The organism is Burkholderia glumae LMG 2196 = ATCC 33617 (assembly GCF_000960995.1).
GTDB lineage: Bacteria > Pseudomonadota > Gammaproteobacteria > Burkholderiales > Burkholderiaceae > Burkholderia > Burkholderia glumae.
This window is the reverse complement of sequence record NZ_CP009434.1, coordinates 415753-437711: the sequence shown is the minus strand read 5'-3', so window position 1 is coordinate 437711 and position 21959 is coordinate 415753. Positions and strand designations below refer to the sequence as shown.

General features: G+C 71.3%; 18 protein-coding genes. 2 read left to right on the top strand and 16 right to left on the bottom strand.

What is annotated here, in order from left to right; translation table 11 throughout:
* The first annotated feature begins 414 nt into the window (after positions 1-414).
* Positions 415-1584, top strand: coding sequence for a porin (locus KS03_RS03230; protein WP_015878203.1), 1170 nt, complete (start codon positions 415-417; stop codon positions 1582-1584).
* Positions 1585-1704: 120 nt separating this feature from the next.
* Here KS03_RS03230 and KS03_RS03225 read toward each other — a convergent pair whose 3' ends face one another.
* The 6 genes from KS03_RS03225 to pqqA form a co-directional block, all read right to left on the bottom strand.
* A complete protein-coding gene (locus KS03_RS03225; RefSeq protein WP_015878204.1) occupies positions 1705-3573 on the bottom strand; it encodes an alpha/beta hydrolase family protein in 1869 nt (622 codons plus the stop codon).
* On the bottom strand, positions 3542-4723 hold the full coding sequence (gene pqqE, locus KS03_RS03220) for a pyrroloquinoline quinone biosynthesis protein PqqE (RefSeq protein ID WP_015878205.1): 1182 nt from the start codon (positions 4721-4723) through the stop codon (positions 3542-3544). Before pqqE ends, KS03_RS03225 begins: the two co-directional genes overlap by 32 nt.
* A 4-nt stretch (positions 4724-4727) precedes the next feature.
* Positions 4728-5003 (bottom strand): pyrroloquinoline quinone biosynthesis peptide chaperone PqqD, encoded by a 276-nt coding sequence (pqqD, locus tag KS03_RS03215; RefSeq protein WP_015878206.1) that lies wholly within the window; start codon positions 5001-5003, stop codon positions 4728-4730.
* Positions 5003-5761 carry a pyrroloquinoline-quinone synthase PqqC gene (gene pqqC, locus KS03_RS03210; RefSeq protein WP_015878207.1) on the bottom strand — a complete coding sequence of 253 codons (759 nt, stop codon included), beginning with the start codon at positions 5759-5761 and terminating at the stop codon, positions 5003-5005. Before pqqC ends, pqqD begins: the two co-directional genes overlap by 1 nt.
* A gap of 57 nt (positions 5762-5818) precedes the next feature.
* Complete coding sequence (gene pqqB, locus KS03_RS03205) at positions 5819-6730, bottom strand: pyrroloquinoline quinone biosynthesis protein PqqB (protein WP_015878208.1); 912 nt, start codon at positions 6728-6730, stop codon at positions 5819-5821.
* A gap of 124 nt (positions 6731-6854) precedes the next feature.
* Positions 6855-6932, bottom strand: a complete 78-nt coding sequence (gene pqqA / locus KS03_RS29415) for a pyrroloquinoline quinone precursor peptide PqqA (protein WP_013691668.1) — start codon at positions 6930-6932, stop codon at positions 6855-6857.
* A 287-nt stretch (positions 6933-7219) separates the two neighbouring features.
* On the opposite strand from pqqA, the gene KS03_RS03200 reads away from it, so the two are divergent.
* The gene (locus tag KS03_RS03200) at positions 7220-7495 is read left to right on the top strand and encodes a DUF2164 domain-containing protein (RefSeq protein ID WP_015878209.1); all 276 of its coding nucleotides are present in this window, start codon (positions 7220-7222) and stop codon (positions 7493-7495) included.
* Positions 7496-7894: 399 nt separating this feature from the next.
* On the opposite strand, the gene KS03_RS31970 is transcribed toward KS03_RS03200, so the two are convergent.
* The 10 genes from KS03_RS31970 to KS03_RS03155 all read right to left on the bottom strand — a co-directional run bounded on the left by KS03_RS31970 (position 7895) and on the right by KS03_RS03155 (position 21959).
* Positions 7895-8044 (bottom strand): hypothetical protein, encoded by a 150-nt coding sequence (locus KS03_RS31970; protein ID WP_017433441.1) that lies wholly within the window; start codon positions 8042-8044, stop codon positions 7895-7897.
* A 251-nt stretch (positions 8045-8295) separates the two neighbouring features.
* On the bottom strand, positions 8296-10938 hold the full coding sequence (locus KS03_RS03195) for a penicillin-binding protein 1A (RefSeq protein WP_015878210.1): 2643 nt from the start codon (positions 10936-10938) through the stop codon (positions 8296-8298).
* Positions 10939-11052: 114 nt separating this feature from the next.
* Positions 11053-14169 carry a multidrug efflux RND transporter permease subunit gene (locus tag KS03_RS03190; RefSeq protein ID WP_045678723.1) on the bottom strand — a complete coding sequence of 1039 codons (3117 nt, stop codon included), beginning with the start codon at positions 14167-14169 and terminating at the stop codon, positions 11053-11055.
* Between the two features lie 9 nt (positions 14170-14178).
* Positions 14179-14760 (bottom strand): GNAT family N-acetyltransferase, encoded by a 582-nt coding sequence (locus tag KS03_RS03185; protein ID WP_015878212.1) that lies wholly within the window; start codon positions 14758-14760, stop codon positions 14179-14181.
* Positions 14757-15413 carry a GNAT family N-acetyltransferase gene (locus tag KS03_RS03180; protein ID WP_015878213.1) on the bottom strand — a complete coding sequence of 219 codons (657 nt, stop codon included), beginning with the start codon at positions 15411-15413 and terminating at the stop codon, positions 14757-14759. The genes KS03_RS03185 and KS03_RS03180 overlap by 4 nt, the downstream gene beginning before the upstream one ends.
* The gene (locus KS03_RS03175; RefSeq protein WP_015878214.1) at positions 15410-16786 is read right to left on the bottom strand and encodes a metallopeptidase TldD-related protein; all 1377 of its coding nucleotides are present in this window, start codon (positions 16784-16786) and stop codon (positions 15410-15412) included. Before KS03_RS03175 ends, KS03_RS03180 begins: the two co-directional genes overlap by 4 nt.
* The gene (locus KS03_RS03170; RefSeq protein WP_015878215.1) at positions 16786-18219 is read right to left on the bottom strand and encodes a TldD/PmbA family protein; all 1434 of its coding nucleotides are present in this window, start codon (positions 18217-18219) and stop codon (positions 16786-16788) included. The genes KS03_RS03175 and KS03_RS03170 overlap by 1 nt, the downstream gene beginning before the upstream one ends.
* Positions 18216-19844 (bottom strand): ABC transporter ATP-binding protein, encoded by a 1629-nt coding sequence (locus KS03_RS03165; protein ID WP_015878216.1) that lies wholly within the window; start codon positions 19842-19844, stop codon positions 18216-18218. The genes KS03_RS03170 and KS03_RS03165 overlap by 4 nt, the downstream gene beginning before the upstream one ends.
* Entirely contained in the window at positions 19844-20953 is a 1110-nt protein-coding gene (locus KS03_RS03160) for an ABC transporter permease (RefSeq protein ID WP_015878217.1), read from the bottom strand. The genes KS03_RS03165 and KS03_RS03160 overlap by 1 nt, the downstream gene beginning before the upstream one ends.
* Positions 20907-21959: a microcin C ABC transporter permease YejB gene (locus tag KS03_RS03155; RefSeq protein ID WP_015878218.1), complete on the bottom strand. Its 1053-nt coding sequence runs from the start codon at positions 21957-21959 to the stop codon at positions 20907-20909. The genes KS03_RS03160 and KS03_RS03155 overlap by 47 nt, the downstream gene beginning before the upstream one ends.

The following is a 21959-nucleotide window of genomic DNA, read 5'->3' as shown; positions in this document are numbered from 1 at the left end:
AGACAAAAAAGAGCGGCCGAGGCCGCTCAAGCGTGAACTCGTCCGTCTACCCACCAGCGTGTGAGGACGAGCGCGGGAACACTAGCATTCATCGAGTATTTTTACTCATCCGATTTGGTTAAATAATCATTGCACGATCTTCAGCAATCGCCGTACCCACGCTTGCCGCTCGAGCTTTGGGCAGCATTGTTTCCGACGCGAGAAAAAAATCGACGATTCATCCCTGATTTTCGATTATTCCAATCGGATCGAACAAGAATTCGGCTTTCGCCACGCGGCATTTGGCGTAATCCGTTTGTATTGTTTTAGATACAAGACTGAATTTCACTTTTCCGAAGCCAATCTGCCTGGTTAGTCTCCGTATCGCTCCATAACCACCACACGCAACAGCACTGTTAACAGGAGATGGCAGACATGAAACGCAGCGCATTGACGATCGTTTCCCTGGCGACGCTCGCGGCGATGGGTTCCGCACACGCGCAATCGAGCGTGACGTTGTACGGCGTGATCGATACGTCGCTGACGTACGTCAACCACGCCGACGGCGCCAAGAACTCGTGGCTGCTCGGCAACAGCAGCGCCGGCAACCTGGCCGGTTCGCGCTGGGGCATCAAGGGTAGCGAAGACCTCGGCGGCGGGCTGAAGGCGATCTTCCAATTGGAAAACGGCTTCGATCCGAGCACGGGCAAGCTGGGGCAGGGCAACCGCGAATTCGGCCGTCAGGCTTTCGTCGGTCTGGCCAGCGACCGCCTCGGCACCGTCACGCTGGGCCGTCAGTACGATCCGCTGATCGACCTGATCCAGCCGATCACGGCCGACAACTACTTCGGCAGCACATTCGCGACGGCCGGCGACGTCGACAACTACGACAACAGCTTCCGTGTCGACAACGCGGTCAAGTACACCTCGCCGGTGTTCGGCGGCGTGCAGTTCGAGGCGATGTACTCGTTCGGCGGCGTGGCAGGCACGACCAGCGCGGGTCAGTCGTACTCGGCGGCAGTGGCATACAACGGCGGCCCGCTGAGCGTGGCCGGCGGCTACTTCTACGCGGCCAACTCGGCCGCCAGCGCAGCCGGCCCGGCAGGCCGCGCGACCTGGACCAGCACCTCGGGCGGCACGTTCGACGGCCCGATCAACCTCGGCTACCAGACGGCCCACTCGCTCGGCATCGCTCGCGTGGCAGGCCAGTACGCGTTCGGCGCGTTCACGCTCGGCGCGGGCTACAGCAATGCGCAATACCGCCGCGACGGCGCCTCGCTGTTCGGCCGCAACGAGCACTACAACACCGGGCAGGGCTTCCTGAACTACCAGGCGACGCCGGCCCTGCTGGTGGGCGTGGGCTACAGCTACACGAAGTCGGGCGGCGACACCTCGGCCACCTACCACCAGGCCTCGCTGGGCGCGGACTACACGCTGTCCAAGCGCACCGACGTCTACCTGACGGCGGCTTACCAGCACGCCAGCGGCACGACGAGCGACGGCGCCGGCGGCGCGGTCGCGGCGCAGGCATCGATCGGTTCGTATGGCTACGCCGGCACGAATTCGCAGACGATCGTCAACCTGGGCCTGCGTCACCGCTTCTGAGCATCGCGCCCGGCCGAATTGCGCCGACGCGAAAGGCTGCCCCCGGGCAGCCTTTTTTCATGGCGGCGGCGCCGCGCGCCCAGGCCGGATCGCCCGGGATCGCGGCCGCCTCCGCTCCGGTCAGATTTCCCCGTCCAGGATGCGCCGGTAGAACGCGTACTCGGCTTCGAGCGCATGGGCCTGGTTCGCGGCGTGGCGAAAGCCGTGCCGCTCGTCGGCGTAGTAATGGACCTCGTTGGGCACGCCGTTGGCCTTGAGCGCGGCGACCATGCTGCGCGTCTGGTCCGGCGTCACCACGACGTCGAGCTCGCCCTGGAAGAAGATCACCGGCGCGCGGATCGCATCGGCATGCGCGAGCGGCGTGCGCGCCAGATAGCGCTCTCGGTCGGCCACCGGATCGCCGATCAGCCAGCGCAGGTAGCGTGCCTCGAACTTGTGGGTATGGGCGTCGAGCTGCAACGGGTCGCTGACGCCGTAGAGGCTCGCGCCGCCACGGAACACGTCGCGCAACGCCAGCGCGTTGAGCACGGTAAAGCCGCCCGCGCTGCCGCCGCGGATGAACGCGCGCCGCGCATCGACGAGGCCCTGCCCGGCCAGGTGGGCGACCACGGCGCAGGCGTCGTCGACGTCGGCCACGCCCCAGGCCAGGTGCAGCGCCTGCCGGAACGCGCGGCCATAGCCGGTGCTGCCGCGATAGTTGAGCAGCACGATCGCGAAGCCGCGCTGCACCCAGTACTCGTGGCGCGGGCTGAACACCGGATACAGCGCCGCGGTCGGGCCGCCGTGCGCGAACACGATCACCGGCGGCGGCTCGCCCGCGCCGGCCTCGGTCGCCGCATCGGGCAGGTACAGGTAGCCATAGGCCTGGCCGTCGCCGCTCGGGAAGCGCAGCGCGCGCGGCTGCGTGATGCGCTCGGCCGGAATCGACGCGGCCACCTCCCGCAGCACGCTGACGCGATGATCGCGCCGGTCGATCGCGAGGATCGCGGCCGGGCAGTTGGGCGAGGCGGCCACGCAGTACAGATGCGTCGCGTCGGCGGCGAGATGGTGAAACAGGGTGTAGCCGGGCGCGAGCGGCGTGAGCGTGCCGTCGGCCGCGTAGACGCCGAGCCGGCCCCAGCCCTCGTCGAACCAGCTCGCGAACACGGTGCCGTCGTCGAGCGGCAGCCAGCTGCGGGCGCCGAGCTGCCACGGCGCGGCGGCATGGTCGCCGGCCGCGGCCGGCAAGGGCACCAAGCGCTCGCCCTCGAGCCGCCACGGCTGCCAGAAGTTGCCGCGATCGCCCAGGCAGACCAGCCGGCCGTCGCGATCGAAGGCCGGCTGCTGCAGCGCCTCGTCGTGCGCCGCCCCGGCCACCACGCGCGGCGCGGCCGGCCGCCCGTCCGGCCCGGTCTCGCGCAGCACGAGCTGGGTGGCCGTCCACGGCTGGTGCGGATGCTGCCATTCGATCCAGGCGAGCCGCGCACCGTCGGCGCTCGATACCGGCGACGCGTAGAAATCGGCGCCCTCGGCGAGCAGCTCGCGCCTGCCGTCGTGCAGGCCGATCGACACGAGCCGGTGCGTCTCGCCGTCCTGCTCCACGGCCAGGATCCGCCCGTGCGAGGCGCGCAGGTCGCCGTAGCGCAAACCCTCGGCGCTCAGCGGCTCGGGCGCGGCGGCGCTGCCGGGGGAGAAGCGGTAGATGCGCTGGTCGCGCTCGTTGACGAACGCCACCCAGTCGCCCGCCACGCAGAACGCCCCGCCGCCGTACTCGTAGACGCGCCCGCGCGCGCTGAAGCCGTCCGGGCTCACGCGCTCGATCGAGCCGTGGCGCGCACGCCAGATCCGGCACATCGCGTCGGCGGGGTCGTATTCGGTCCAGAACACGCCGGACGGGCCGGCGCTCAGTTCGATGAAGTCGCGGCCGGCGGCGACGGCGGCTGCGGCCGTGAGCGGCGCGCCGTGGTCGCGGACGGGCTCAAGGCTTGAGTCGGCGGGATTCTCTGGCATTGCGGAAGATCAGCGGATGCGTGGTGGAAACGGTGGGCCGGGCCGGCACGGCTGCGTCGCGCGCGCGCAGGATCACCGGGTGATAGGGCGACTTGCTGCACACCGGGTCGGCGTTCGCCGCGTCGCCGGTCAGCAGGTAGGCCTGGCAGCGGCAGCCGCCGAAGTCCTTCGGCTTCTCGTCGCACGAGCGGCACGGCTCGGGCATCCAGCCGTCGCCGCGAAAGCGGTTGAAGCCGAACGAGTCGTACCAGATGTGGCGCAGGTCGTGCTCGCGCACGTTGGGAAACGCGATCGGCAGCTGGCGCGCGCCATGGCACGGCAGCGCCGTGCCGTCCGGCGTGACGGTCAGGAAAATGCTGCCCCAGCCGCTCATGCAGGCCTTGGGCCGCTCTTCGTAGTAGTCGGGGGTGACGAAGATCAGCTTGCACGGATGGTTCGCGGCGGCGAGCCGATCGCGGTAGTCGTTGGTGATGCGCTCGGCGCGCGCGAGCTGCTCGCGCGTGGGCAGCAGCGCCTCGCGGTTCAGGAACGCCCAGCCGTAGAACTGGCAGGTGGCCAGCTCGACGAAATCGGCCTCGAGCGCGATGCAGAGCTCGATGATGCGGTCGATGTGGTCGATGTTGTGGCGATGCGTGACGAAGTTCAGCACCATCGGATAGCCGCGCGCCTTGACCGCGCGCGCCATCGCGAGCTTCTGCGCAAACGCCTTGTCGGAGCCCGCCAGCAGGTTGTTGACTTGCTCGTCGCTCGACTGGAAGCTGATCTGGATATGGTCGAGCCCGGCGCGCTCGAACGCGTCGAGCTTCGCCTCGGTAAGCCCGATGCCCGAGGTGATCAGGTTGGTGTAGAAACCGAGCCGGCGCGCCTCGGCCACGAGCTCGGGCAGGTCCTCGCGCACCAGCGGCTCGCCGCCCGAGAAACCGATCTGCGCGGCGCCCAGCGCGCGCGCCTCGCCCATCACGCGCGCCCAGTCGGCCGTGCTCAGTTCCTCGCCCTGGCGTGCGAAATCGAGCGGGTTCGAGCAGTACGGGCATTGCAGCGGGCAGCGGTAGGTCAATTCGGCGAGCAGCCAGAGCGGCAGCCCGGCCGGCGCCAGCGCTTCACCGGCGCTCGTGCCGGGGCGGGCCTGGGTGGCGGAGACGTCGGCCATCGGCTCAGCCAAGCTCGATCCAGTGCTTCCCGCGGGCGACCAGCATGAACTGCTCGACGTCGTCGCCAAGCTCGGGCACGCCGGGGAACTGCAGGTCGAGTTCGGCGATGATCGCCGCGACGCTGCGCTCGCCGTCGATCAGTGCGCCGATCAGCGCGGCGCTCTCGTTGAGCTTGATCATGCCCTCGGGATAGAGCAGCACGTGCGCGTCCTGCGCCGGTTCGAACTGGAAGCGGTAGCCGCGGCGCCACTTCGGCGTCTGTTGTCGATCGAAGCTCATCACGCGATTCCCTTGTGCCAGACCCGCCCGGTGGTCACGGTGTGATACGGAGGACGATGCAGTTCGTAGGCCATCGACATCGCGTCGAGCATGCTCCAGAGAATGTCGAGCTTGAACTGCAGGATCTCCAGCATACGCTGCTGGGCCTCGAAGGTGGTGTAGTGCGCGAGCGTGATGCGCAGGCCGTGTTCGACGTCGCGGCGCGCCTGGCCGAGCCGCGAGCGGAAGTACTCGTAGCCGCGCGGATCGATCCACGGGTAATGCCGCGGCCAGGTGTCGAGCCGCGACTGGTGGATCTGCGGCGCGAACAGCTCGGTCAGCGAACTGCTGGCCGCCTCCTGCCAGCTCGCGCGGCGCGCGAAGTTCACGTAGGCGTCGACAGCAAAACGCACGCCCGGCAGCACCAGTTCCTGCGAGCGCAGCTGCTCGGGATCGAGCCCCACGGCCTCGCCGAGCCGCAGCCAGGCCTCGATGCCGCCGTCCTGGCCGGGTGCGCCGTCGTGATCGATCAGGCGCTGGATCCATTCGCGGCGCACCTCGCGATCGGGGCAGTTGGCGAGGATCGCCGCGTCCTTCAGCGGGATGTTGACCTGATAGTAGAAGCGGTTCGCGACCCAGCCCTGGATCTGCTCGCGCGTCGCGCGCCCTTCGTACATCGCGACGTGGTACGGATGATGGATGTGATAGAAGGCGCCCTTGGCGCGCAGCGCCTGCTCGAACTGCTCGGCATCGAGGGCGGGTTGGGCGGTCTGGCTCATGTCGGTGCGGTTTCCAGTGAGTCGGTGGCGGCGGCGCGCGGAGCGGCCGCCCGCGGATCAGAGTTCGATCCGCATGCCGTCGAACGCGACCTCCACCTGCCGGCGCGCGAGCTCGGCGCGTTCCGGCGAGCGTTCGTCGAGGATCGGGTTCGTGTTGTTGATGTGGGTGAGGATCTTGCGCTGCGCCGGGAAGCGTTCGAGCACCTCCAGCATGCCGCCGGGGCCGCTTTGCGCGAGGTGGCCCATCTCGCGGCCGGTGCGCGTGCCCACGCCGCGCCGGCGCATCTCGTCGTCGTGCCAGAGGGTGCCGTCCACCAGCAGGCAGTCGGCCACCGCCATGCGCGCGGCGAGCGCGTCGTCCACGGCGCCGAGCCCCGGCGCGTAGAACAGCTTGCCGCCGCTGCGCCGGTCCTCCACCACCAGGCCGATGTTGTCGCCCGGATGCGGATCGTGCCGGTGCGGCGAGTAGGGAGGCGCCGCGCTTTGCAGCACGAACGGCGTGAAGCGCAGCGCCGGGCACGCGGCGATCGTGAAGTCGCGCCCGGGCGTGATCGGGTTCCAGCGCAGGCCGCCGTTCCAGTGGCCGAGCATCGTGAAGAGCGGGAAGCCGGTGCTGAGATCCTCGTGGACCATGTCGGTACACCAGACGTCGAGCGGGCAGCCCTCGCGCAGGCTGAGCAGCCCCGTGGTGTGGTCGATCTGGCTGTCCATCAGCACGATCGCGGCGATGCCGGTGTCGCGCAGCGCGCGGCCCGGCTGCAGCGGCGCGAACTGCTGGAGCTGCGCGCGGATGTCGGGCGAGGCGTTGCAGAGCACCCACGAGACGCCGTCGTCGGAAATCGCCAGCGACGACTGGGTGCGCGCGCGCGCCTCGATGGCGCCGGCGCGAAAGCCCGCGCAGTTCGCGCAGTTGCAGTTCCACTGCGGAAAGCCGCCGCCCGCCGCGGAGCCCAGGATCTGGATGTGCATGCTTGAGGTCGTGAAGGGCCGCCGGGGGCCGCGAGCGAGCGCCGCGAAGGCCGCGCGGCCCGCTCACAAGAAAAACAGCCCCGGCGAACCGAGGCTGGTCATACGGCCTTGCTGGAGGCGCGAATCAACGATTCGAAATGTACATCGTGATTTCGAAACCGAGGCGCAGGTCGGTATAGGCGGGCTTGATCCACTTGGACATGGCGATTCTCCATTGGGGCGATACGGGGGGTGCGGGCCGTCCGGCACCGGGCCGGACACGAACGGAACCGGAAACAGACAACGCGGCCGCGACGGCTGCCGTGCGATCGCGTTCGCTATCGAACAGGTCCGGGGGCAATCCTACCACTTTGTACGCAACGGTGAATCGAGGCGCCGGCAGGCACGCCGCACGGGCATGCCTGCCGGACGGCGGCCGCCGGGCGCGGCGTTCGCGGGCCGTGCGATGCGCTAAGATCCGCGCTCAACCCTTTGCGCGAGGCAAGCGGCATGAGCATCGAACTGACGAAACCGACCCGCGACGAGGCCGTCGGCTCGCTGCAGCGCTACTTCGAACAGCACATGGACGAGCCGATCGGCAACGTCACGGCCGGCGCGCTGCTCGCGTTCTTCCTCGAGGAAATCGGCCCGTCGATCTACAACCAGGCGGTGGCCGACGCGCAGGAACACCTGCAGCGGCGCGTGGCGGAACTCGATTTCGAAGTCCACGAGGACGAATTCCCGTACTGGCCGAAGCACGCGCCGAAGCCGAAAACACGCAAGTAAGCGCGGCCGCGCGGGCCGGCGGCCCCGGCCGTTCTTCGGCAGCGCATGACGCACGCAGAACGCGCGCATAACGCACGCCACGTCGGCTTGCGACGCGGCCGGCATGCTGGGGTTCAGCGACGCGGCAGACCGCCGTGCACCCGGGCGCCGCGTTGCTGCCGTTGGCCGAGTCGCTCGCGCGGCTGCTAGCCGACGTCGATGTCACGCTGGTGCGCAAGTGCGAATGCGAGGACTGCACGCTGCTGTTCCACGACCGCACGAAGCCGCATCGGCGGCGCTGGTGCAGCGTGGCGACCGCGGCAACCGCACGAAGGTGGCCGCATATGGCGCGCGGCAGAAGGCTTGACAGGGGCGGCCCTGACGCGCGCGCAGCTGCATGGCGCGGCGGGCGGCGGCTCGCTAACCGTCCTCGCCGACTTCGGAAGGATCGGGCAGGTCGGGCAAATGCCGGTCGTCGACCGGACGCGGCTCGGCAGGGATGGTGCCGCCGCGCGATTTGGCCGGGTCCTGGTCGTCCGGTTCCGGCCAGCGCTTCGCTGCATCGTTCATCGTCGTTCTCCTCGATTGGGTTCGGACCGGCGGCACGCCCGCACAGCACGCACCGCCCCGTCGCATCGGCGCGTTACCGCCGACCGATCCCGCTGCGCCGCATAGCGCGTACCCGCAGCCGCGCGAGCGCGTCCGGCCCAGCCGCGCCCGCGCGCCGGTCACCCGCCCGGCGCGCCGCCTTGCCACCGCCCGGCATATTTTTCAATCGACGGCGTCGCGCCCTGATAGGCCGGCTCGCGCGCCGGCGGGTCCTATTGGACGGTGCCGCCGGCGCCCGCGGAGGGCGAGTCGGGCGTCGGCGTCGGCGACTCGGCCGGCGCCTCGGCCGGCAGGCCGTTGCCCGTGCCGCCCTGGTTGCCGCCCTGGCCGTCGTTCACCGGCGCCGTCGGCAGCAGCGGCGGTGCCGACGCGCTGAAGGTATCGACGCCCGATGCCGGGAGCGCCCGCCGCGCGCCGGCCGTTCCCGCCGCGCCGGATGCGCCGCTCAGGAACGCGCCGAGCGGATCGGACGCCGCCTCGGCCTGCGCCGCCGCGCTCGCCGCGCTCGCCGCACTGGCCGCGCTCGCGGCGCTGGCCGCCTGCTGCGCCGCGTCCGGTGCCGGCGCGGGCGCGGGCGCCAGCGCCGGTCCGCGCGGCGCGGCCGGCGCGGCCGGTGGCGCGGACCGGGCCGGGAACAGATAGGCGATCCAGTCGTCGAGCTTGCCGCGCAGCGTGTCGAAGAAGCCCGGCGGCGTGTCGGTGTCGAACTTCGCGCGCGCATCGATCAACCTGGCCCGGAACGCGCGCTGGTAGAAGTCACCGACCATCGGCAGCGCGCTGCGCGCGCCCTGCCCCCAGGTGTCGCCGAGCGTCACGCGCCCGTCGTCGAAGCCCACCCAGGCGCCCGCCACCAGTTGCGGCTGGATCAGGATGAACCAGCCGTCGGTGTCGCCCTGCGTGGTGCCGGTCTTGCCGGCCACGTCGGCGCGAATCCCGAAGCGCGAGCGGATCGCCGTGCCGGTGCCGCGATTGATCACGCCGCGCAGGGTCGCCACCAGCGTGCGCGCCGCGCCGGGCGCGAGCGCGCGCTCGGGCGGCGCCGGCGCGAATTCGGCCAGCACACGGCCGGCGCGATCCTCGATGCGCGTGACCATGCGCGGTTCGACGTAGCTGCCGAGGTTGGCGATGGTCGCGTAGCCCGACACCATCTCCTTGAGCGTGACCGGGCTGGTGCCGAGCGCGAGCGAGGGCACCGCCTCCAGCGTGCTGTCGCGCACGCCCATCTCGCGCGCGAGTCGCGCGACCTTGGCCGGCCCGACCTGCTGCATCAGCTGCGCGGTGATGCGGTTGCGCGAGTAGGCGAGCGCGTCGGCCAGCGTCATCGGCTTGCCGGTGGGCGGCTCGGCGTCGTCCGGGCGCCAGATCTCGCCGCCCTTGAGCGGAATCTCGACCGGCTGGTCGATGAAGGTGTCGGTGGGCTTCGCGCCGTCGGCGAACGCGGCGCCGTAGACGAACGGCTTGAAGGTCGAGCCCGGCTGGCGGCGCGCCTGCTGCACGTGGTCGAACGGCTCGGTGGCGAAGTCGCGGCTGCCCACCCAGGCGCGGATCGCGCCGTCGCGCGGGTCGATCGCGACGAAGCCGGCCTGCAGGTCCGCCTTGGCCTTGCAGAGCCCGCGCAGGAAGGCGCGATCGCGGCCGAGCGTCTTGAGCGCCGTGCCGTCGTCGGCGCCGCCGTCGCGCGCGGCCTTGTATTCGCGCGACTCGCGCATGAAGGTCTTGAACAGCGCGTTGCCGGGCGCGCAGCCGCTGCCGGCGTTCCAGGCGCCGTTGGCGATGGCCTGCAGCTGGTTGGCCTGCAGCTTGAGCGCCTGGGTGGCCATCGCCTGCAGCCGCGAATCGATCGTGGTGCGCACGACGAGGCCGTCGGAATAGATGTTGTAGTCGTTGCGGTCGGCCCAGCCGATCAGCCATTTCTTCAGCTGCTGCGCGAAATGCGGCGCCGGGCCGGGCGGCTCCTTCTGGCGCTCGAAGTCGATGCGCAGCGGCTTCCTTTGCAGCACCGCGAACTGCGCGGGCGAGAGCTTGCCGTACTTCACCATCTGCCCGAGCACGGTGTTGCGCCGCTGCAGCGCGCGCTCGGGGTTGATCACCGGGTTGTAGTAGCTGTTGCCCTTGAGCATGCCCACCAGCGTGGCGCTGTCGAGCACGTCGAGCTGGTCGGCCGACTTGTCGAAGTAGGTGCGCGCGGCCATCTCCACGCCGTAGGCGTTGTAGAGGAACGGGACCGTGTTCAGGTAGGTCTCGAGGATCTGCTGCTTGTTGTAGACGGCCTCGATCTTCAGCGCCGTGATCGCTTCCTTGAGCTTGCGCGTGAGCGTGGGCGCGCGGCCGATCTGGTCGGGATAGAGGTTGCGAGCGAGCTGCTGGGTGATGGTGGAGCCGCCCTGCCGGTCGCCCGAGAAGGTGTGCAGCGCGGCGCCGGCGGTGCGGCGCCAGTCGAGGCCGTGGTGCTGGTAGAAGCGGTGGTCCTCGGTGGCGATCAGCGCGTCCACCATGTGCGGCGAGATGTCGGCCAGCGCGACCCATTCGCGGTTGGACGGCTTGAACTCGGCGAGCAGCCTGCCGTCGGCCGACATCACCTGGGCCGGCGCGTCCACGCGCGCCTTGCGGATGTCGCCGATGCTCGGCGTGAACGGGATCAGCACCAGCACGTAGAGCACCAGCAGCGCCGGCGGCACGGCCAGCGCGATCAGCACGCCGCGGCGCGTCGGGTGCCGCAGCCGGGCCCACAGCGCGGCAAGCACATGCGCCGCGCGCGGCCGCGCGCGGGCGACGGCGGCGGCCACGACGGGCTGGACGGCGGCCCGCCACGCGGCGGCACGGGCAAGCAGACGGGACACGAAACGACGATTCACGCGAAACACTCGAGGAGCCGAAAGCGTGCATCGTATCAAAGCCGGCGGCGGCGCCCGGCGGGCGACGCGACACCGCGTGCCGGCCGCCGGGCGCCGGCCGGCCGGCGCGACCGGTCAGCGCCGCGGCGACGCGCGGCCCAGCCCGGCCACCAGCCGGTAGGCGAGCGGCGCGAACACCAGCCCGAACAGCGTGGCGGCCAGCACGCCGCCGAACGCGCCGGTGCCGATCGAGCGCCGGCTCTCGGCGCCGGCGCCGGTCGCGAGCACGAGCGGCACCACGCCGAGCAGGAACGCCATCGAGGTCATCACGATCGGCCGGAACCGCAGCCCGGCCGCGTCGAGCACGGCTTCGCGCAGCGGCGCGCCGCGCCGGTGCGCGTCGCGCGCGAACTGCACGATCAGTATCGCGTTCTTCGCCGCCAGGCCGATCACGGTGATCAGCCCGACCTTGAAATAAACGTCGTTCGGCAGGTCGCGCGCGAGCGCGGCGGCCAGCGCGCCGGCCGCGCCGAGCGGCAGGATCGTCAGCACCGCGAGCGGCACGATCCAGCTCTCGTAGAGCGCGGCCAGCACCATGAACACCGCCAGCACCGACAGGCCGATCAAAAGCGGCGTCTGGCGCGCGGCCACGCGCTGCTCGCGCGCCGCGTCCACCCAGTCGAAATCGATGCCGGCCGGCAGCGCCGCGGCGAGCCGCTCCATCTGCGCCATCGCCGCGCCCGAACTGACGCCCGGCGCGCTGCGGCCGGTCACGTCGAGCGACGGATAACCGTTGAAGCGCGACAGCGCCACCGGCCCCACGCTCCAGTGCCGCGCGGCGATCGCCGAGAGCGGCACCATCTGGCCGCTGCGGTTCGGCACCATCAGCGCCATCAGCGCGTCGTCGGACATGCGCGCGCTGGCATCGGCCTCGACGATCACGCGCCGCATCCGGCCGTTGGCCGGATAATCGTTGACGTAGTTCGAGCCGAAGGTGCCGCCGAGCAGGCTCGCCAGCCGCTCGAACGGCACCCCGAGCGCGTAGGCCTTGGCGCGGTCGATCTCGAGCTCCACGCGCGGGCCGTCGGGCTGGTCCTCGGTGCGGATCGCCGCGAGCCGCGGGTCGGCCTGCGCCGCCGCCACGAGCTGCGCGCGCGCCGCCTTCAGCGCGGCGAGCCCCACCCCGCCGCGATCCTCGAGCCGCAGCGTGAAGCCGTCGCCGTGGCCGAGGCCCGGCACCGGCGGCGGCAGCGACACGTCCAGCTCGGCATCGGCGATCTTCGCGAACTCGCCGTTGAGCCGGTCGCGCAGCGCCAGCGCGCCGGTGCCGCGGCGCGCCCAGTCCTTCAGCTCGACGAACGCCATCGCCACGTTCTGGCCGCTGCTCGCGAAGCTCCAGCCGATCACGCTCGTCACGTTGGCCACCGCCGGCTCGCGCGCGAGCACCGACTCCACGCGCTCGACCACGGCCAGCGTGCGCGCCTGGGTGGCGCCGGCCGGCAACTGCAGCATCACCTGCAGCTGCCCGGTGTCCTCCGAAGGCAGGAAGCCGCCGGGGATCGCCCAGGCCATCAGCGCGCAGAGCGCCACCAGCCCCGCGTAGACGAGCAGCACCGGCCGCGGCCGGTCGAGGGTGAACGCGACCAGCCGCCGGTAGCGCGCGCCCAGCCGGTCGAAGCCGCGCGAGAACGCGTCGGCCGCGCGCGTGGCGAGCGCGGGCACGCGCCGCCGCGCGGCAGCGGCGGCCGGGGCGGCCGGCTTGAGCAGGCTCGCGCACAGCGCCGGCGTCAGCGACAGCGCGACGAACGAGGACACCGCCATCGACGCGATCATCGCGATCGAGAACTGCCGGTAGATGCCGCCCACCCCGCCGGGGAAGAACGCCATCGGCACGAACACGGCGGTCAGCACCGCGGTCACGCCCACGATCGCGCCGCCGATGCGCCGCATCGCGCGCCGCGTGGCCTCGCGCGGCGGCAGCCCCTCGTCCTCCATGATGCGGTGGACGCTCTCCACCACCACGATCGCGTCGTCCACCAGGATGCCGATCGCGAGCACCAGCCCGAACATCGTGAACACGTTGATCGACAGCCCGAACGCCCACATCGCCACGAACGCGCCCATCAGCGTGACCGGGATCACCACGGCCGGCACCAGCGTATAGCGCAGCCCGCGCAGGAACACCCACATCACCAGGAACACCAGCACCACCGCCTCGACGAGCGTCAGCACCACCTCGTGGATCGCGAGTTCGACGAAATGGGCGCTGTCGAACGGCACGCGGATCTGCGCGCCGGGCGGCAGGCGCTTCTGCAAGGCGGCGATCCGCGCGCGGATCGCGTTCGAGGTATCGAGCGCGTTGCCGCGCGGGCCGAGCTGGATGCCGATCGCGGCGGCCGGCTTGCCGTTCAGGCGCGACCAGTACGAGTAGTCGTCGCGGCCGATCTCGATGCGCGCGACGTCGGCCAGGCGCACCGCCGAGCCGTCGGGCTGCGCCTTCAGCACGATCCGGCCGAACTCGGCCGGCGTGCTGAGCTGTCCCTTCACGATCACCGAGGCGGTCAATTGCTGGCCGGGCTCGAAGGGCGTGTCGCCGATCGCGCCGGCCGTGACGGTGGCGTTCTGCGCGCCCACCGCCGCGATCACGTCGTCGACGCCGAGCCCGAATTCGCGCAGCTTCATCGGATCGAGCCAGATCCGCAGCGCGACGTCGGCGTCCCACAGCGTGGCGGCGCCCACCCCCGGCACGCGCTTGATCTCGCGCAGCAGGTTGCGGGTCAGGAAATCGCCCAGCGTGGTGGAGTCCTGGCCGCCTTCGGTGGACGCGAGCGTGACGAGCATCAGAAACGTGTTGGCCGACTTGTAGACGTCGATGCCCTGCTGCACCACCTGCTGCGGCAGGCGCGCCTCCACCTGCTTGAGGCGGTTCTGCACGTCCACCACGGCGATGTCGGCATCGGTGCCGGGCTCGAACGTCACGTCGATCTCGAGGTTGCCGTGACTGTCGCTGGTGGTTTCGTAGTATTGCAGGCGGTCGAGGCCGTCGAGGCTCTCCTCGATGATGCTGGCCACGTCCTCGTCGACGGTCTCGGGCGCGGCGCCGGGGTAGATCGCCGAGACCACCACGCGCGGCGGCGCGAGGCGCGGATACTGCGCGACCGGCAGCTGAGGGATCGCGAGCAGGCCGGCCACCACGATCGCCAGCGCGACGATCCAGGCGAACACCGGGCGATCGATGAAAAACGACGGCATCGATCGTCCTCAGCGCGACGCGGGTGCCAGCGGCGGCGCGCCGCTCACCCGCGCCATCGACAGCGCATCGGCCAGCTCGCCGTCGCGAACCGCGAACGCGCGCTGGCGCGCCTCGACCACGAAGCCGAAGCGCGCATACAGGGCGATCGCGCGCTGGTTGTCGTCGAATACGGTCAGCTCGATGCGGCGCAGGCCCAGCGCGCCGTCGGCGGCCGCCAGCATCTCGCGCATCAGCCGCGCGCCGATCCCGCGCCCGGCGTGCGCGTCGTGGACGGCGATGCCGAAGCCGGCGGCGTGCGCGCGCGGCGCCGGCTGCACGAACAGCGCGAGGTGGCCCACCACCTCGCCGCCCGCCACCGCGCAGAGCGCGAAGCCGCCGGCGGTGCCGCGTTCGAGCGGCGCATGCCAGGCGGCGATCGACTCGGGCGCGCGAAACGGCATCGCCAGCGTGTTGCGCAACGCCTGCGGCTGCTGATGGATCGCCGCAATGGCCGCCGCGTCGGCGCTCTCGTAGGGGCGCACGATCAGGGCCGCAGCGGCGCCGGCGCCGCCGCCCGGGCCTGCCGGCGCGGCGAGCGGAGCCTCGCTCATGCGCGGCCCTCCCGCGGCGGATCGGACGGATCGGCGGAACCGGCCGCGCCGCCGCGCGAAGCATTCGCCTGGTTCGCTAGCGGCGCGACGGGCGGCGGGTCCGCCGCCGGCGCGGCCACCGGCATCGGTTCGCGCAGCCGCGCCAGCATGCGCAGATCGACCAGCTCGCCGCCGCGCAGCAGGCCGCCGCGCCGGAACCCCTCGGTCTCGAAGCCGAAGCCGGCGTAGAGCGCCAGCGCGGCCGCGTCGTCGGCATGCAGGTCGAGTTCGAGCCGGCGCAGCCCGAGCCAGCCGTCGGCGAAGCGCAGCATTTCGCGCAGCAGCGCGGTGCCGACGCCGCGCCGCCGCTGGCCGTCGTGGACGGCCAGCTCGAGCTGCGCCGCATGATGGCGGCGCAGCCGCAGCGGCGCGAGTTCGCCGAAGCCGGCCAGCGCGCCGTCCACCCAGGCGCCGAAGCCGTGACGCTGCGCGAGCAGCGTGTCGAGCCAGTCGCGCCGCCAGGCGAGCGAGCGATGCGGCGCCTCGCAGCGCCACGCGGCCACGGCCGGCCGCGACAGCAGCGCATGCAGCGCCTCGGCGTCGTCGCCGCGCAGCGCGCGGATCGCCACCGGCGCGCGCGGCGCCGATGCGGGGGCGGCCGTGCGCTCGCTCACAGGGTCAGCGCGAACTGGCGGGCGAGCAGGCCCGGCACGCTCGCGCCGGCGGTCTCGCGCTCGCCATAGGTGCCCTCGCCGAGCAGCAGGTGCGCAGTGGCGCCGAGCCGTTCCAGCTCGCTGCCGAACAGCGCGTAGAAGCTGTCGTCGAAGCGCATCGCCTCGACGGGCGCCACGATCCGGCCGTCCTCGACCCAGAACGTCGCGAAGCGCGTCATGCCGGTCATCCGGCAATGGACGCGGTCGGAGAAGTTCAGATACCAGAGATTGCCGACATACAGGCCCGTGCCGAGCGCGTCGAGCACCGCGGCATCGGCGAGGTCGCCGCCCGCGATCGCGAGCGAATCGGGCACCTCGCCCGGGGCGGCGCCGTTCGGCGTGAGGCCGTGCTCGCGCGCGGTGCGCGCGCTGACCAGCTGCGCGGCGCCGCGCCCGTCGACCACGAGCGGCACGCTCTCGCGCCGGTAGCCGTCGGCGCTGAACGCGGGCGCCACGCCGAGCGACAGGTCCTCGCGGATCGATACCCGCGGATCGAGCGCCACCTCGCCGTCGTAGAGCCGCTGCAGCGCGCCGCGCGCGCTGCGCTGGGCGCGCGCCGAGAAGCCCGACCAGCCGGCCAGGTCCACCATCTCGCGCACCGCGGCCGGCTCGAACCAGGTGCGGTAGCGGCCCGGCGCGAGCGCCTTCGGCGTGCGGCCGAGCACCGGCAGCCGCGCGGCGGCCTCCTCGAGCTTCGCGGCGAACGTCTCGTCGCACCAGTCGTCGCCTGCGTAGACGGACTTGATGGCGCGCCCGCTCGAGTCGTACAGCGACCAGCTGAAGTTGAAGTTCTCGACCTCGTGCCAGCCGCGGCTGCCGGTGGACGACGCGAAGCCGCGCGCGACCGTGCCGCCGGCATGGAAGCCGACGAAGTCGAGCCCGCGCGCGCATTCGGCCACGCGCGCGGCCAGCGCCTCGGCATCGGGCAGGCGCCCCTGGCGGCAGGTGGTGTGGCGCCAGCTGCTGGTGTCGAACAACAGATGCGGATCGTCGGCGGCGTCGCGCACGGCCTCGCGCAGCGCGGCCAGCGCCTCGCCCAGCTCGGCTCGGTCGGCCGCCCAGTCGCCGCTCAGCGTCTGCGTCTGCACGGCCTGCCGGGCACCGGAGGCGAGCCGCACCGTCAGGCGGCCCTGCACCACGCGGCCGGTCTGCCGCACGCGCGCCGCGTTGAAACGCACGAAGTCGGACTGCTCGCCGGCGAACCAGAGCAGGATCGTCTCGTCGGCCAGGCGCCGCGCGTCGGCCTCGTCGGCGAGCCGCATGAAGTGGCCGTGCCAGTCGATCGAGCCGGCACGCCGGGCGGCGCGCACCGCGCCCATCAGCGATTCGTCCATCAGGCGCCTCCGAACACGTCGACGTCGGCGAACACGCAGGCGGGCGAGGCATGCCCGACGCGAATGATCTGCGCCGGCTCGCCCTTGCCGCAGTAGGGCGTGCCGTGCACGCCGAAGGTGCTCGCGTCGCCCACCGCGCGCAGGCTGCGCCAGAAGCCGGCCGAGACGCCGCGATAATTGGGCTTGCGCACCACCTGCGTGAGCCGGCCGTTCTCGATCAGCTGGCCATATTCGCAGCCGAACTGGAACTTGTTGCGCTGGTCGTCGATCGACCAGGAAGTGTTGGTGCGCATCAGGATGCCGTGCTCGGTGCCGGCGATCAGCGCGTCGAGCGACGCATCGCCGGGTTCGAGGTTGAGATTCGCCATGCGGTCGATCGGCGGGCGGTTCCAGCTCGACGCGCGCGTGTTGGCCACGCCGGGCAGGCCGGCGCGCCGCTGCGACAGCGCCCCGCCGAGCGGCCGCTCGAGTATGCCGTCACGGATCAGGTAGGCGCGCTCGGCGCGCGTGCCGTCGTCGTCGTAGGCATACGAGGCGGCCTCGCCGGCCACGTCGGGCGCGAACGTGACGTTGAGCAGCGGCGAGCCGTAGCGGTAGCTGCCGAACATCTCGGGCTTCACGAAGCTCGAGCCGGCGAAGTTGCGCTCGTCGCCGAGGATGCGATCGAGTTCGAGCGGATGGCCGATCGATTCGTGGATCTGCAGCATCATCTGGTCGGGCATCAGCAGCAGGTCGCGCGGGCCGCGCGGGCAGTTCGGCGCGGCCAGCAGCTGCAGCGCCTCGGCCGCCACGCGCGCGCCGGCGCCGTCGAAGCCGGCGCGCGCCAGCAGCTCGGCGCCGCCCTGCGCGAGCAGGCCGCCGCCGCCGAGCGAGCGCATCTCGGTGTCGCCGTCGTGGTGCGCCACCACCTGCAGCTCGGGCGCGGCGAACGCGAAGCGCTGCACGATGCGCACGCCGTAGCTCGTCAGGTAGAACTGATCGGTGTCGATCAGCAGCAGGCTGGCGGTACGCTCGACGATGCGCGCGTCGAGCGCGGCGGCGGCGCATTCGTGCGCGAGCCGGTCGAGCCATTCGGCGCGCGTGGGCCGCGCGGCGTCGACGCCGGGCGAGGCGAAGCAGCCGTCCTGCGCGGGGCGCGCGGCGCCGCGATGGTCGATCAGCGACCAGGCCGCGCCGGCGCGCGCGCGCGCGATGGCCACGTCGAGCGCGGCCTGCAGGCCGGCCGGCGACAGGTCGGGCGTGGCCGCATAGCCGGCGCCCGCGCCGCACCAGGCGGTCAGCATCGCGCCGCGGTCGCGGCTGCGCTTGAACGGCTCGGCCACGTCGTTGCGCACCGCGTGCTCGTCGGTTCGCTCGTCGACGACGCGCAGCGACCAGAAATCGGCCTCGCCGCGCAGGCTGCGGGCCGCCTCGGCCCAGCGTTGCTCACTCACTCGCTCTCCTCGGCCGCGCGCGGCGCCGCGAGCAGCGACGACGCGAGCAGCGCCCTCGTATAGGCGTGCGACGGCGCGTTCAGCACGTCGAGCGCGTCGCCCGACTCCACTACCCGGCCGCCCTTCATCACGATCACCCGGTGAGCCATCGCGCGCATCACCGCGAGATCGTGGGTGATGAACAGATAGCTGAGCCGGTATTTCTGCTGCAGCTTGGCGAGCAGGTTCAGCACCTGCTTCTGGATCGACACGTCGAGCGCGCTGGTGGGCTCGTCGAGCACCAGCAGCTCGGGCTCGACGGCGAGCGCGCGCGCGATCGCGATGCGCTGCCGCTGGCCGCCCGAGAATTCGTGCGGATAGCGCAGCATCGCCTCGGGCGGCAGGCCGACTTCGTCGAGCAGCGCGGCGATTCTCGCACGTCGCGCCGGCCCCGTCATCCCCGGCCGGTGCAGCGCGAGCCCCTCGCCGACGATCTGCTCGACGCTCATGCGCGGCGACAGCGAGCCGAACGGGTCCTGGAACACCACCTGCATGCGCCCGTACAGCTCGCGCTTGCCGCGCGCGCCGCTCACGCCGGCGAGCGGCAGCCCGTCGATCTCGATGGCGCCGGCGGCCGGCCGCTGCAGGCCGAGCACCGCCGCGGCGAGCGTGGACTTGCCGGAGCCCGATTCGCCGACGATCCCGACCGTCTCGCCGCGCCGCAGCGTGAGGCTCACCTCGTGGACGGCGCGGAACGCGGTCTTGCCGAACAGCGAGGCGAGGCCCTTGCCGGCCATGCGGTAATCCACGGCCACCCCGCGCACCTCGAGGATCGGCCGCGCGTCGGGCGCCACCGGCTCGACCACGCGCACCGGCTCGCTGTCGAGCAGGCGCTGCGTGTACGGATGCTGCGGCCGCGCGAACAGCTCGGCGGTGGTGTTGGTCTCCACCAGCACGCCCTTCTCCATCACCGCCACGCGCTGCGCGAAGCGGCGCACCAGGTTCAGGTCGTGCGTGATCAGCAGCACCGCCATGCCGCGCGCGGCGGCCTCCTGCTCCTGCAGCTCGATCAGGAGATCGACGATCTGCTGGCGCACCGTCACGTCGAGCGCGGTGGTGGGCTCGTCGGCGAGCAACAGGCGCGGCCGGCAGGCCAGCGCCATGGCGATCATCGCGCGCTGGCGCTGGCCGCCCGAGAGCTGGTGCGGAAAGCTGTCGATGCGCCGCTCCGGCTCGGGAATCCCGGTGCGGCGCAGCAGCTCGATGCCGCGCGCGCGCGCCGCGCCGGGCCGCAGCCCTTCGTGCAGGCGCAGGCTCTCGGCGATCTGCTTGCCGACCGTGTAGAGCGGGTTGAGCGCCGTCATCGGCTCCTGGAACACCATCGCGATGTCGGCGCCGCGAATGCCGCGCATCTGCTGCTCGCTCTTGGCGAGCAGGTCGTCGCCATCCAGCAGGATGCGCCCGGACAGCTCGGCCTCGCGCACCAGGCGCAGGATCGACAGCGCCGTGACGCTCTTGCCCGAGCCCGATTCGCCCACCAGCGCGACGCGCTCGCCGCGCGCCACCGCGAGCGAGAGGTCCCGCACGGCGGCCCGCCCGCCGAACTTCGCCGAGAAGTTCTCGATCTGCAACAACGGTGCCGCCATCACTTGCCTCCGCCGAAGGCCGAACCGCGCGTGCGCGTGTCGAGCGCGTTGCGCAGCGCGTCGCCCATGAAGGTCAGCAGCAGCAGCGTGACCACCAGCGCGGCGAATGCCGAGATCGAGATCCACCAGGCGTCGAGATTGCTCTTGCCCTCCTGCAGCAGTTCGCCCAGGCTCGGCGTGGGCGGCGGCACGCCCAGCCCGAGGAAGTCGAGGCTGGTCAGCGACAGGATCGCCGCGCTCATGCGGAACGGCAGGAAGGTGATGACGGGCGTGAGGCTGTTGGGCAGTACGTGGCGCCAGATGATCTGGCCGTTGGTCAGGCCCATGGTGCGCGCGGCCTTCACGTAATCGAGCGCGCGGTTGCGCAGGAATTCGGCGCGCACGTAGTCGGACAGCACCAGCCAGCCGAACATCGACAGCAGCAGGAACAGCAGCCACAGCGAGGGGTTGAAGATCGAGGCGAAAATGATCAGCAGGTAGAGGTCGGGCATCGCGCTCCAGATCTCGATCAGGCGCTGGCCGATCAGGTCGGTGCGCCCGCCGTAGAATCCCTGCAGCGCCCCCGTGGCGACCCCGATCACCACCCCCGAGACCGTCAGCGCGAACGCCATCAGCACCGACAGCCGGAATCCGTAGATCAGCCGCGCGAGCACGTCGCGCCCGTACTGGTCGGTGCCGAGCCAGTTGCTGGCCGAGGGCGGCGCCGGATACGGGCTGGTGGCGAAGTAGTCGATCGTGTCGTAGTGGTAGTGGCTCGGCGGATAGATCGCGAAGTTGCCGTGCTTCTCGAGGCGCTTGCGGATGTACGGGTCGAGATAGTTGGTCTTGGCCGGGAAGTCGCCGCCGAACAGCGTCTCGGGATAGTCCTTCACGATCGGGAAGTAGTAATGCCCGTCGTAGCGCACCACCAGCGGCCGGTCGTTCGAGAGCACCTCGGCGAACAGGCTCACCACGAACAGCGTGGTGAAGATCACGAAGCTCCAGTAGCCGAGCGGCTGGCCGCGAAACCGCCGCCAGGTGCGCCGCCACGGCGACGGCGAGGCCTGCAGGCCCGCCACCGGATCAGTGGTCCAGGCGGGAGAATTGGATGCGGGGGTCGACGAGGACATAGCAGACGTCAGCGATGAGTTTGGTGATGAGGCCGATCAGCGTGAACAGGAACAGCGAGCCGAGCACGACCGGGTAATCGCGGCGGATCACCGAGTCGTAGGAGAGCTGGCCCATGCCGTCGAGCGAGAACAGCGTCTCGATCAGCAGGTTGCCGTTCAGGAACGCGCCCACGAACGCGGCGGGCAGGCCGGTGACGAGCGGGATCGCCGCGTTGCGCAGCACGTGCTTCCAGAGCACGTCGCGCTCCGGCGCGCCCTTGGCGCGCGCGGTCAGCACGTATTGCCGGCCGATCTCCTCCAGGAAGGTGTTCTTGGTCAGGATCGTGACGATCGCGAAGTTGCCGACCACGGCCGCCGTGACCGGCAGCACGATGTGCCAGAGGTAGTCGAGCACCTTGCCGACCAGCGACAGCTCGGCGAAGTTGTCGGAGGTGATGCCGCGCATCGGGAACAGCTGCCAGAACGTGCCGCCGCCGAACAGCATCAGCAGCAGCACGCCGAGCACGAAGCCGGGAATCGCGTAGCCGGTCAGCACCATCACGCTCGTCACGGTGTCGAAGCGCGAGCCGTTGCGCACCGCCTTGGCGATGCCGAGCGGCACCGCGATCAGGTAGGTGAGCAGCACCGTCCAGAGCCCCAGCGTGATCGACACCGGCAGCTTGGAGCGGATCACCTCCCACACGCTGCGGTGCGCGAAGTAGGACTGGCCGAGATCGAAGCGCGCGTAGTTGCCGAGCATCATCAGATAGCGCGTGAGCGGCGGCTTGTCGAAGCCGAACTGCTTCTTGATCTGCTCGATCTGCTGCGGGTCCACGCCCTGGCTGCCGTGATAGCCGCCGCCGCCACTGCCGCTCTCGCCGCCGCGCGCGCCGCCGTGGCGCAGCTGGGTGAGCACCTGCTCGACCGGGCCGCCCGGCACGAACTGCGTGACCACGAAGGTGATCGTCACCACGCCGATGATGGTCGGGATCATCAGCAGCAGACGTCTGAGTATGTAGGCGAGCAT